Annotated in this window: 11 protein-coding genes and 1 pseudogene; 3 read left to right on the top strand and 9 right to left on the bottom strand. The window is 68.2% G+C overall.

Annotated elements, in window-relative coordinates:
* Positions 1-126: 126 nt before the first annotated feature.
* Entirely contained in the window at positions 127-1,548 is a 1,422-nt protein-coding gene (locus tag WS54_RS07425) for an aminotransferase-like domain-containing protein (protein ID WP_059783281.1), read from the top strand.
* Between the two features lie 58 nt (positions 1,549-1,606).
* Here WS54_RS07425 and WS54_RS07420 read toward each other — a convergent pair whose 3' ends face one another.
* From WS54_RS07420 to WS54_RS07385, 7 genes and pseudogenes are all read right to left on the bottom strand, one after another.
* Positions 1,607-2,848, bottom strand: a complete 1,242-nt coding sequence (locus tag WS54_RS07420; RefSeq protein WP_059783284.1) for a mechanosensitive ion channel family protein — start codon at positions 2,846-2,848, stop codon at positions 1,607-1,609.
* 451 nt (positions 2,849-3,299) lie between these two features.
* Entirely contained in the window at positions 3,300-4,757 is a 1,458-nt protein-coding gene (locus WS54_RS07410) for a DHA2 family efflux MFS transporter permease subunit (RefSeq protein ID WP_059783289.1), read from the bottom strand.
* Positions 4,754-5,317 (bottom strand): isochorismatase family cysteine hydrolase, encoded by a 564-nt coding sequence (locus WS54_RS07405; RefSeq protein WP_059783291.1) that lies wholly within the window; start codon positions 5,315-5,317, stop codon positions 4,754-4,756. Before WS54_RS07405 ends, WS54_RS07410 begins: the two co-directional genes overlap by 4 nt.
* A 65-nt stretch (positions 5,318-5,382) precedes the next feature.
* Entirely contained in the window at positions 5,383-5,838 is a 456-nt protein-coding gene (locus tag WS54_RS07400; protein ID WP_059783294.1) for a MarR family winged helix-turn-helix transcriptional regulator, read from the bottom strand.
* 79 nt (positions 5,839-5,917) lie between these two features.
* On the bottom strand, positions 5,918-6,151 hold the full coding sequence (locus tag WS54_RS07395; protein WP_059783296.1) for a DUF7661 family protein: 234 nt from the start codon (positions 6,149-6,151) through the stop codon (positions 5,918-5,920).
* Between the two features lie 44 nt (positions 6,152-6,195).
* Positions 6,196-7,277 (bottom strand): annotated as a pseudogene (locus tag WS54_RS07390) (serine hydrolase).
* 197 nt (positions 7,278-7,474) lie between these two features.
* Positions 7,475-7,753 (bottom strand): hypothetical protein, encoded by a 279-nt coding sequence (locus WS54_RS07385; RefSeq protein ID WP_059783299.1) that lies wholly within the window; start codon positions 7,751-7,753, stop codon positions 7,475-7,477.
* A gap of 51 nt (positions 7,754-7,804) precedes the next feature.
* On the opposite strand from WS54_RS07385, the gene WS54_RS07380 reads away from it, so the two are divergent.
* Positions 7,805-8,680, top strand: a complete 876-nt coding sequence (locus WS54_RS07380) for a LysR family transcriptional regulator (RefSeq protein ID WP_034204685.1) — start codon at positions 7,805-7,807, stop codon at positions 8,678-8,680.
* 72 nt (positions 8,681-8,752) lie between these two features.
* A complete protein-coding gene (locus WS54_RS07375) occupies positions 8,753-9,037 on the top strand; it encodes a transcriptional regulator (protein WP_082725167.1) in 285 nt (94 codons plus the stop codon).
* Between the two features lie 109 nt (positions 9,038-9,146).
* Here the strand turns inward: WS54_RS07375 and mgtA are convergent, their stop codons facing one another.
* Both mgtA and WS54_RS33940 read right to left on the bottom strand, forming a co-directional pair.
* Positions 9,147-11,912: a magnesium-translocating P-type ATPase gene (mgtA, locus tag WS54_RS07370; protein ID WP_059784971.1), complete on the bottom strand. Its 2,766-nt coding sequence runs from the start codon at positions 11,910-11,912 to the stop codon at positions 9,147-9,149.
* A 47-nt stretch (positions 11,913-11,959) separates the two neighbouring features.
* Positions 11,960-12,127 carry a hypothetical protein gene (locus tag WS54_RS33940; protein WP_179949033.1) on the bottom strand — a complete coding sequence of 56 codons (168 nt, stop codon included), beginning with the start codon at positions 12,125-12,127 and terminating at the stop codon, positions 11,960-11,962.
* Positions 12,128-12,261: the final 134 nt, after the last annotated feature.

The raw sequence follows: 12,261 nt of genomic DNA, 5'->3' as shown, positions 1-12,261 counted from the left end.
GCAGAGTACGCGCGGCGCCCGTGCCGCTGTGTGTACACCTGTTCACTTCAAAAAAGAGTACAGTTTCGGCCATCCATACCATGCGGATCGCAACTGTGTTGCTGAAGGGAAGCTGAAAGGAGGCACGTGAAGCGTTACGAACAACTGGCCGACGATCTCCAGGCGCAGATCGAGCGAGGCGTGTACCGGCCCGGCGAGCGGATTCCGTCGGTGCGGCACGCGAGCCGGCAGCAGCAGCTCAGCGTCACGACCGTGCTGCGTGCGTACCTCGTGCTGGAAAGCCGCGGCCTGATCGAAAGCCGGCCGCAGTCGGGCTACTTCGTGCGGGCGCGCGCGGCGGCGCCGGCCGAGGCCGAGCTGCATGTCTCAGCGCCGGCCGCCGAGCCGTCGGCCGTGGACGTGAGCCGGCTCGTGCTGTCGACGCTGCGCTCGATCGCGCGCGACGACGCGGTGCCGCTCGGTTCGCCGTATCCGGACGCGTCGCAGTTTCCGGTGCAGCGCCTCGCGCGCTATGCGCAGACGATCGGGCGGCGGCGCACGCGCTGGGGCGTGATCGACGACCTGCCGCCCGGCAATCAGGAGCTGATTCGCCAGATCGCGCGGCGCTATGCGGAGCGCGGGGTCGCGGTCGAGCCGGGCGAGATCGTGATGACGATCGGCGCGACCGAGGCGATCAACCTGTGCCTGCAGGCGGTGGCGAAACCGGGCGACACGATCGCGGTGGAGTCGCCGACGTTCTACGCGATGCTGCACGCGATCGAGCGGATGGGCATGCGCGCGCTCGAAATCGCGACGCACCCGGGCGACGGCATCGATCTCGACGCGCTCGAGCGGGTCCTCGCGCGCGAGCCCGTCGCCGCATGCATGGTGATGCCGAATTTCCAGAATCCGCTCGGCTTCCAGATGCCCGATGCGCGCAAGCGCGCGCTGGTCGAACTGCTCGCGAAGCACGGCGTGCCGGCGATCGAGAGCGACGTCTATCACGAGCTGCACTTCGGCGACACGGCGCCGAGCGCGCTGAAGTCGTTCGATCGCGACGGACTGGTGCTGCATTGCGCGTCGTTCACGAAGAGCCTGTCGCCGCGCTACCGGATCGGCTGGGCGATGCCGGGCCGTTATCGCGACCAGGTCGAGAAGCTGAAATTCCTGAACACGCTCGCGACGCCCGCGATCGAGCAACTCGCGATCGCCGAATACCTGAAATACGACGGCTACGATTTTCACTTGCGGCGCATGCGCAAGCAGTATGCGCAGCAGGCGAGCCTGATGAGTGCGATGGTGCGGCGTTTCTTCCCGGAAGGCACGCGGCTGTCGCAGCCGCAGGGCGGATATGTGCTGTGGGTCGAACTGCCGCCGCAGGTCGACGCGATGAAGCTGTATACGCTGGCGCTCGCGCAGCGGATCACGGTCGGGCCCGGGCACATGTTCTCGGCCGGCACCGACTACCGGCATTTCATCCGGCTCAACTACAGCTATCCGTGGTCGCGGCAGATCGAGGACGCGTTGAAGGTGCTGGGGCGGCTCGCGTCGGAGTGCGCGGCGCGGTGAGCGCCGCCGCCCGACGGCGGGGCAGGCGGCCGCTGGCGGCCTGCCGCCGTGGCCGGTATCAAGCCGCGCGCGGTGCGTGCACGCCCGCTTGCGCGGCGTCGACCATCTGCCGCATGTCGAAGCCCGACGGATGCTGATACACGCGCAGCCCGAATTCAGGCAGCACCGCGATCAGGTGGTCGAACAAGTCGGCCTGGATGGTTTCGTAGTCGACCCACGTCGTCGTATCGGTGAAGCAGTACAGTTCGAGCGGAATGCCCTCGGCCGTGAGCGGCAGTTGTCGCGCCATGTTCGTCATGTCGCCGCGAATGCGCGGATGGCCCTTCAGGTAGTTCGCGACGTACGCGCGGAACGTGCCGAGATTCGTCAACTGGCGGCGGTTCGCCGGGCAGTCGCCGGCCGCGCCGAGCGTGCCGTTCCATTGCTCGATCGCGTCGACCTTGTCCTCGAGATAGTCCTTCAGCAGCGTCAGGCGTCCGAGCCGTTCGATCTCGTCGTTCGTGAGAAAGCGCACGCTCGTCGCATCGACGAACAGCGCGCGCTTGATGCGGCGGCCGCCCGCTTCGGTCATCCCGCGCCAGTTCTGGTAGCTCTCGGTGATCAGCTTCCACGTCGGCACCGTGATGATCGTGTGATCGAAGTTCGCGACCTTGACGGTGTTCAGCGTGATGTCGATGACCGTGCCGTCCGCCCCGGCCGACGGCATCGTGATCCAGTCGCCGATCCGCAGCATGTCGTTCGACGACAGCTGCACGCCGGCGACGAGGCCGAGCAGCGTGTCCTTGAAGATCAGCATCAGCACCGCGGACATCGCGCCGATGCCGGACAGCAGCAGGCCGATCTGCTTGCCGGTCGCGTCGCCGATCACGACGAGCGCGGCCGTGATGAACATCACCAGCTTGACGAGCTGCATCGCGCCTTTCAGCGACAGGCGCGGCTGGTCGCGCTGCGAGGTGCGGTGCGTATGCTCGAGCGCGGACAGCGTCGCGCTGATGGTCATCGTCACGAGGAACACGATCAGCGCGAACAGCACCTTGTCGGCGACCTGCGCGACCAGGCCTGGCATGCCGGGCACCGCGCCGAGCCCGAGCTTGATCACGACGAACGGGACGATGCGGTTCAGCCATTTGAATGCGCCGAATTCGAACAGCGCGTCGTCGACGCGCGTGGCGGACAGCCGCGCGAGACGCGCGACCACGCGAAACAGCAGGAAGTGGACGACAGCGGCGATCGCGCCGGCGGCGGCGAGCAGGACGACGATGCCGACGAGCGGCGTGAACCAGGATTCGTTCAGGGTCATAGGGGCGGAATGGGGCCTTCTTGTGCGTTGAATCGGCGCCGCGAGGCGGCGTGCACCCGGTGAAGGGCGCATGAAAGGGACCGTGATTGTGCCATCGGGTTCCGGATGCGTGCGGTGAGGGCCGGTCGATCGGCTCCCGAATCGGCTCACCTTTGTACAGGTGTCCTCTGTATCGAGGTGAAGGTGGATGGCGAATCCGCGTCACCGCAAGCCGGCGCTCGCGGCAGGGACGGCGCGGCTCGACGTGCTGCTCGGTTTTGCATTCGGCGTGGTTGCGATGGCGTCGTTGTCGCCGTGGTGTTTCGCCGGACGGCCGTTTCACATGCATGTTGCGCACGGAGCGGCCGCGGCGTTGCCTGAATGCGAGGCTTGGCTCGTTGCGCGTGGCGTCGATCGGTGCCGATGTGGCCTGCCGTAGCGGGACCGCGCGCGCACGCGGCGCGGCCCGTCTTCAGCGCGAACCGGCCGGTGTGTGGCGAGCTCGTCCGTCGCCGCCTGCGCCAGCCGACCGCAACGGCAGCCGCAGCGTCGTCGCGAAGCTCGCCGCATGCAGCGCGCACAGCAAGCCGAACGCCCACGCGTACGCGACGGCCTGCGTGCCGCCCGCCGACGTCGATTCGGCCTGCAGACGCCACGCGAGAAACAGCGTGCATAGCGTCGTGAACGTCGGGCCGCCGAGCCGTTGCACGATGTTGAGCGACGTGGTTGCCATCGGCAGGTTGCGGCGCTCGACCGACGCATACGCGGCGGAGATCGACGGCGCGCCGATCGCGCTCTGGCCCATGCCGCGCAGAAACAGCGCTGGCACGAGCACGAGCGGATCGTAGCCGGTCAGCGCGAGGAACACGAACGGCAGCGTGGCGACGAGTGCGAGCAGGGCGCCGGCCGCGGCCAGCCGACGTACGCCGAACCGGCTCGTCAGCGCGCCCATCGACGGATAGGTGACGAGCATGCCGAGCCCGAGCGGCGCGAGCAGCCAGCCCATTTCGCCGGGCGATCGCCCGCACGCCTGGATCAGAAACACGGGAATCAGCATCTGGCCTGCATACAGCGCGCCGTTCGACAGAAACTGCGTGCCGGCGGCCGCGCCGAACACGCGCGAGCGAAACAGCGCGAGATCGATCAGTGCACGCTCGCCCTGGCGGCGCTCGAAGCGCAGGAACGCGCCGAGCAGCAGCGCCGAGCTCGCGACCGCCACGATGCCGGGCGTCGAGCCGATCCGCTCGACGCCGTACAGGAACAGCACGAGGGCCGGCGACAGCAACGCGAGGCCGATCCAGTCGAGTTCGCGCCGCGGCGCATCGTCCCGGTCGCCGGGCAGGAACCGCGCGGCCAGTGCGAGCGCGAGCGCGCCGACGGGCAGGTTCACCAGAAACAGCCAGCGCCACGACGTGTGCTGCAGGATCGCGCCGGCCACGACCGGGCCGAGGATCGGCGCGAGCAGCACCGGCACCGCCGCGTAGCCGATCACGCGCGCCATCTGCTGGCCGGCGACGCGCGCGATCATCATCTGCGCCATCGGCGCGAGCAAGCCGCCGCTGACGCCTTGCAACACGCGGAACGCGATCAGCGACGGCGCGGACCACGCGAGCCCGCACAGCGCCGACGTGAGCGTGAACGCCGAGAAGCACCACAGGTACAGCGCCTTCGCGCCGATGCGGTCGACGAGCCAGCCGTTCAGCGGCAGCACCAGCGTCAGCGCGAGCAGGTAGCCGCTCGTCACCCACTGGATCGTCGACAGGCTGGCATGCAGGTCGGTCGCGAGGCTCGACAGCGACACGTTGACGATCGTCGCATCGAGCTGCGACAGCAGCGAGCCGAGCGTCGCCACCGCGCTGACTTTCCAGATCGACGGATCGAGCCGGCCGGGCGCGTGGCCCGGCGCCGGCCGGATGCGCTCGTCGCTCACGCGCCGCGCCGGTCGAGCAACGCGACGATGTCGTGCGTCGTGCCCGTTTCGCCGAGGCGCGGGAACAGCCTCTCGACGCTGTTGACGTGCGCGTCCGCGTTGAGGTCGGTCATCGCGTCGACGGCGAGCGTCACGTTGTAGCCGAGTTCGTGCGCCTGCCGCGCGGTCGATTCGACGCCGATGCTCGTCGCGACGCCGGTCAGCACGATCTGCGTGACGCCGGCTGCCTTCAGATGCGCGTCGAGACCGGTGCCGGTGAAGGCGCCCCAGGTCTGCTTCGTCACGACGTGGTCGTTCGGCTGGCGGTTCAGCTCGGGCACGAGTTCGGTCCAGTCGGCGGGGAACTGCGCCGTGCGCGGCGGTTGCTCGGTGCGGCCTGGTGCGCCGCCCGCGACGTTGACCAGCACGATCGGCAGGCCGCGGCTGCGGAATGCGTCGAGCAGTTCGCGGGTGCGGGCGATCACCGGTGCGACCGGGTGCGCGGTGGGGAGGCCGACGATGCCTTTCTGCAGGTCGATGACGACCAGCGCCGTGTTCGTGTCGAGACGGGTTGCGCTCATGATGGGACTCCGGAGGAGAGGGCGAGGAAAACCGTGCGCGGATGCCGCGTGGCGCACGGGCCGGTTCATTGGTCGCCGATGCGGCGAATCAGCGGGATGGCCGCGGCAAGCGTGTCGATGTCTTGCGGATCGAGCTTCTCGATCGCGGCGGCGAGCCACCGGTGTTTCGCGGCGTTGCGCTTGCGTCGCGCGTCGAGGCCGGCGGCGGTGAGTTTGAACAGGATCTGGCGGCCGTCGGTCGGATGCGGTTCGCGCTCGACGAGCGCGTCTTCCTCGAGGCTCGCGAGGATCGCCTTCATCGACTGAGGCTTCATCGCCTCGGCGCGCGCGAGATCGGCGGTCGTCATCGGCCCGTGCCGTTCGAGCCGGGCGAGCGCGCTCGTCTGGGACATGCCGAGCCCTTCGGAATCGATCTCGGCGCGCAGCCGACGGATGAGCTGGCCGACCGCGAGGGTCAGGTCGGCGGCGACGGTTTCGGCGGAAACGCCGGGTTTGCGTGGCGGGTTCATGCGGCGAAGCATAGAACATGACAGTTAAACTTGCAAGTTTAACTGTTGAATTGATCGCCGGATGGCGGCGCCTACCGGCGCGACTACGTGACTACGTGCGTCGATGCGCGATCGGTACGACTTCGCTGTATCGCGGGGTCGCGTTTTCGTGCAGCAGATCGCCGAGGTACTGGGCGAGTTCGTGGGCGGCGAGCGTCGACGGGATCTGCAGATCGGCCGGGCGCCGCTTGCCATCGGCGCCGAGATCGAACACGGCCCAGCGGCCGTTCGTGCGCACGACGGCGAGCAGCCGACCGAACGCGTTGAAGCGGTATTCGTGCTGCATGACGTCGCTCCCGTAGCGTGAACGCGCCGGCTGCCCGGATGCGCTTACCGGATCGAGCAGGACAGCCAGCGATGGATCCGGATGGCGTCGCTCGATACGCCGGCACGCGTCGGTGCGCCGAGCAGCACGACCGTTTCGCGGCGACCTTTCACGCGCATGCGCATCACGACGCCGTGCCCCGATTCGTTGATGAAGCCGGTTTTCTGCAGCCGGATCGGCAGGCGGCGGTAGCGCACGAGCGGGTCGGAGTTGACGTACACGAGTTCGCCGTTGCCGGGGCGCACGGTGGTCGACAGATCGTCGAGAAATAGCGGATCAGCGGATCCTGCGCGGCCGCGCCGACGAGCCGCGCGAGATCTTCCGCCGTCGACACGTTGTGCGGCGACAGGCCGGTCGGTTCGCGGAAGTGCGTGTGCCGCATGCCGAGCCGGCGCGCTTCGCGGTTCATCGCGTTGACGAACGCGGTGCGCCCGCCCGGATAGTCGCGGCTCAGCGCGGCGGCCGCGCGGTTCTCCGACGACATCAGCGCGATATGGAACATCTCGCGGCGCGACAGTTCCGAGCCGACCTGCAGGCGCGAACCGGTGAACTTGATCGTGTCGCGATCGCGCGCGGTCACGCGCAGCACGCCGTTCAGCGGACGATCGGCGTCGCGTGCGACGACGGCCGTCATCAGTTTCGAGATCGATGCGATCGGCCGTACGGTGCGTGCATTGCGAGCCAGCAGCGGGGTGCCGGAATCGACGTCGAGCACGTAGGCCGCGCGCGAATGCAGCGACCGGACCGCGCGCGGCGTGTAGCCGCAACTGGCGAGCAGCTTCGGTTTCGCGGGCGGGCGCGGCCGCACGGCCGTCGTGCGTTTCGCGCGTCGCTGCTGCGGCGCGGGTGCCGCGTGGCGTTTGACCGCCTGATGCGTCACGCGCGGGCGGCGATGCTTGACGGCCTTTTTCTTGCGATGGGGCTTCTTCTTGACGGCCTTCGTGTGGGCATGCGGTTGGGCGTGTACGGTGCGATGCGGCTGCACGCGTTGCGCGGACGCATTCGTGGCGAATGCGAGTAGCAGGAACGACAGGGCGAGGATCAGGGTGGTCCGGGCGCGAGGCAGGCGCGCGATGAGGCCGGTCAAGCGAAAGTCTCCTTTTCACGCGCGATGCGGCTGCGCGGAATGCGTGGGCGGTCAGCGGGTGCGGGAAATTATACGGTCGATCGCGGGGCGATGACGATCGGATGACGCGCAATGACGCGTGATACGGGAGGGTTTCCGGCGTTTTCGCGCTGCCGGACAGCGGTGCGCATGGGATGAAAGGCGGGCGGGTGCGCGGCTCAGCGCGGCCAGTTCCGCCGCGACACGACCGCAAAACCGATCGCGATCGAACCCGTCGCCGCGCGTGGCGGCGCGTCGTCCAGCGCGTCGCCGAAGCGGAAGCGGCGGCTGCGCCCGTCCGTGCATTTGGCACGACGCTTCGGTGCGCGCGCATCGGCGGCGACGGCGCATGCGGTCGTATCCGCGACATCGGATGAGGGCTCGGCCACGCAGTCGGCCGCTGGATCGAGGGACATGGACGTGAATTCCGGGAAGGGCATGTCCGTATTGAACGCCATTGCATTCGATCGGTAAAATGAATATTTCGATCGTTACGATTCCGTTGAAGAATGGAACTCAAACTGTTGCGCACGTTCCTGACGGTCACCGAGCTGTGCCATTTCAGCCGCGCGGCCGATGCGCTGCACATGAGCCAGCCTGCGCTCAGCAAGCAGATCGGCGCGCTCGAGGCGAGCCTCGGCGGCAAGCTGTTCGAGCGCGGCCGGCATGGCGCGGAACTGACGCCGTTCGGCGAACGCTTCCTGCCCGACGCGCAGGCGCTCGTGCGCGATGCCGACGAAATCCTGGCGCGTGCGCGGGAAGCGACGAGCGGGCAGCGCGGGCACTTGCGGCTCGGCATCTGCTTGTCCGTGCTCACGCTCGTGCCGAAGCTGATCGCCGAATTCCGTCGTTGCAATCCGGGTATCGCGGTGACGCTGAGCGATCTGTCGTCGTCCGAACAGACACGCCGGCTGCGCGCCGGCAAGCTCGACGCGGGTTTCCTGCGTGTGCCCGCCGACGAAGGCTTGTCGTCGTTCAAGGTGATCGACGAGGCGCTCGCGCTCGCGGCGCCGCCGCATCTCGGCTTCAAGCGCGTGCCGGCCAATCTCGACGTGCTCAACGAGATCGGCTTCATCGCGCTGCAGCGTGCGCGCGGCCCGGGGCTGGCCGCACAGATCGACCGGTGGTGCGTCGCGCGCCGCTTCGTGCCGCAGGTGATGCAGCAGGCGGAGGACGTACAGTCGGTGCTGACGTCGGTCGCGGCCGGCGTCGGCGTCGCGTTCATCCCGTCGAGCGCGCGGTACCTGCTGCGCGACGCGACGGTGCTGCCGCTCGACGGCCGGGACGCGAAGTGGCGCGTGGGGCTCGCGTGGCGGTCCGATCGCGACGATCCCGTCACCGCGCGTTTCGTGTCGTTCATGCGCGCGGCGCTCAAGGGGGCGTGACGCCGCGTAGAGTGTCCACGATCGTTTTCTCCATGCATGCCGGCGCCGACGCCGGCCGACGAACGCGAACCGATGACTTCAGAAACCGACGCCTCCCCGCTCGATCCCGCACTCGTTGCCACGCTCGCGACGCTGAACGAAGCCGCGAACGATCCGGCCGGCAAGACGTGGTCGCTGCCGAAGATCGCGAAGCGTGCGCAGCTGCCGATGAGCACGCTTCGCCGCGTGCTGACGCAACTCGACGCCGCGGGCCTGAGTGCGACGACGCTGAACGAGGACGGTACCGGCAGCGCCGCACTGACCGACGAAGGGCGCGCGGTGTGCGCGCAGCTGTTCGGCGCGAACGACGCCGGATGAACGAAAAACGGGCCGCGGATGCGGCCCGTTCGTCACCGAGCGACGGCAGGTCGGGGCGTTCGGCCCGCGCGGGTGGCGCGCGGGCCGGTGCGTCGACATCCGCGCGACATCAGAACCACTGCTTGTAGCGGCGCACGTAGATCGTCTTGACGATCTGCGCGAGCACGATGTAGCCGACCATCGTCGCGGCGAGCCACAGCCAGTAGGTGCCCGGCAGGTGCATGAAGCCGAGTGCTTGCGCGAACGGCGAGAACGGCAGCCAGCAGCCGATCGCGATCGCGGTGAAGGTCGACAGCAGCACCGGCAGCGACGCCGTGCTCTGCAGGAACGGGATCTTCTGCGTGCGCAGCAGGTGCACGACGAGCGTCTGCGACACGAGGCTCTCGATGAACCAGCCCGAATTCATCACGATCTGGCCGCTCGACCCGCCGTTCAGGTGATACAGCGCGCCCGCACCGAACACGGTCCACATCAGGATGTACGTCGTGATGTCGAATACCGACGACGTGGGCCCGACCCACAGCATGAAGCGGCCGATGTTGCCGGCTTCCCACTTGCGCGGCTTCTTCAGGAACTCGGGGTCCATCTTGTCCCACGGCAGCAGCATTTGCGACGTGTCGTAGATCAGGTTCAGCACGAGCAGCTGCGTCGCGAGCATCGGCTCCCACGGCAGAAACGCGCTGGCGACGAGCACCGAAAACACGTTGCCGAAGTTCGAGCTGGCGGTCATGTTCAGGTACTTCAGGATGTTGCCGAACGTCTCGCGGCCCTTGATCACGCCTTCCTCGAGCACCATCAGGCTCTTTTCGAGCAGGATGATGTCGGCGGTTTCCTTCGCGATGTCGGCGCCGCTGTCGACCGAGATGCCGACGTCGGCGTCGCGCAGCGCGGGCGCGTCGTTGATGCCGTCGCCGAGGAAGCCGACCGTGTGGCCGTTCGCCTGCAGCGCCTTGACGATGCGCGCCTTCTGCAGCGGCGTGAGCTTCGCGAACACGGTCGTGCGTTCGACGACCTGCGCGAGCGTGGCATCGTCGAGCGCTTCGATCTCCGTGCCGAGCATCGGCTTGCCGGGTTCGAGGCCGACCTGGCGGCACACCTTCATCGTGACGGTCGGGTTGTCGCCCGTCAGCACCTTCACCGCGACGCCGTTCTCGCGCAGCGCGGCCAGCGCCGGTGCGGCCGATTCCTTCGGCGGATCGAGGAAGGTCAGGAAGCCGCGCACGACGAGATCGCGTTCGTCGGCGGTGCGGTATTGCGCGCGTTCGTCGCCGCGCGGGATCGTGCGCGTGGCGAGCACGAGCACGCGGAAACCGTCCTCGTTGTACGCGGTGGCTTGTTCGAGCAACCGCTTGCGGGCCACGAAGTCGAGCGGGCGCACGCCGTCTTCGTCCTGCACGTGCGTGGAAACCGCCAGCATTTCCTCGACCGCACCCTTGCAGATCAGCAGGTGCGTGCCGTGCGTGTCCTCGACGACGACCGACAGGCGGCGCCGCACGAAGTCGAACGGCAGTTCGTCGATCTTCTTGTAGCCCTGCGGCTTCACGCGTTCGCCGATCTCGTCGGCGCGCGCGACGACCGCGATGTCGATCAGGTTCTTCTGGCCGCTCTGGTGGAAGCTGTTCAGCCAGCCGAGCCGCAGGATGTCCTCGTTCTTGTGGCCGGACAGATCGAGGTGGTGTTCGAGGATGATCTTGTCCTGCGTGAGCGTGCCGGTCTTGTCGGTGCACAGCACGTCCATCGCGCCGAAGTTCTGCACCGAGTTCAGCCGCTTGACGACGACCTTGCGGCGCGCCATCGCGACCGCGCCGCGCGCGAGGTTCGCGCTGACGATCATCGGCAGCATCTCCGGCGTCAGGCCGACGGCCACCGCGAGGGCGAACGTGAGTGCGCTCAGCCAGTCGCCCTTGGTCAGGCCGTTGATCATGAACACGATCGGCACCATCACGAACATGAACTTGATCAGCAGCCAGCTGACGCTCGCGACGCCGCGGTCGAAGCTCGTCTCGACGCGCTTGTGGCTCACGACGTTGCGCGCGAGCGAGCCGAAGTACGTGTCTTCGCCGGTCGCGACGACGACGGCCGTCGCCGTGCCGCTGACGACGTTGGTGCCCATGAAGCAGACGTTCTCGATGTCGAGCAGCGACGCCGGTGCGTCGTTGGCCGCGGCGGGCGCATGCGTGCTCGCGGATTTGCCGGCCACCGCGCCGAGCGTGTCGTACTTCTCGACGGGCAGCGCCTCGCCGGTCAGCACGGCCTGGCTGATGAACAGATCGCGCGACGCGAGCAGGCGCACGTCGGCGGGGATCATGTCGCCGGCCGAGAGATGCACGATGTCGCCGACGACGACCTCGCGCATCGGCACCTCGCGGCGCGCCGGCTCCGCCGTGTCGGTCACCGCGCGCTGCACGGTCGCCGTCGTGCGGACCATCGCCTTGAGCTTCTCGGCCGCGCGCAGCGAGCGGAACTCCTGCACGAAGCGCAGCAGCGCGCTGATCGTGACCATCGTCAGCAGGATCGTCATGCCGACGTAATCGCGATCGTCGGGGGCCGCGAAGTAGACGTCGGTGCAGAAGCTGATGGCGGCCAGCACCAGCAGCACGTAGACGAACGGGTTGTGGAACGAGAGCAGCAGCTGGCGGCTCCAGTGCGGCGGCTTGTCGTGCGCGATTTCGTTCGGCCCGTAATGCTGCAGGCGGTCGGCGGCCTGGTCGTAGGTGAGGCCGCGCGTGCTGGTGTGCAGCGACTTCAGCGTGGCTTCGAGCGGGCGGGCCGCTTCCTGCGCGGCGCGCATGATGCGCGGGTCGTTCTGCTGGCCGGCGCCGGCCTTGATGAAGCCGCGCTGTTTCTTGTGCGAGGTGTCGTGTCGTTTCGTCATGAATCGCTCCTTGCGCACGAGGCGGCGGGCGGGGAGCGACCGTGACGTTATCGACGCACGAGCGCTCCCCGCCGCGTCGCGTCAGGCGCGATCGGCTGTGGATCGGTAAGATCGGTAAAGGCGGGAACGCTCGCCGGCGCGCACGATGCGGACGGCGTGTCGATGCGCAGCGTCGCACCGGCGAGCGGTAATCGACTACTGTCGTCTGAGTTCATCTGCACTCCTGTCGGTTGCGGATAGTCGGCACGGGCGATCGGCAGCGGCGCGCGCAACGAGGCGCGCGGCCGGACGGCACGCGAACGGAGAGCGCACGCGGCCGATGCCGCGCGCAACGCGAACGCACACGCGC

This window comes from Burkholderia sp. NRF60-BP8 (assembly GCF_001522585.2).
Lineage (GTDB): Bacteria > Pseudomonadota > Gammaproteobacteria > Burkholderiales > Burkholderiaceae > Burkholderia.
The sequence above is the reverse complement of the archived record's forward strand: the minus strand, read 5'-3'. Positions and strand labels throughout refer to the sequence as shown.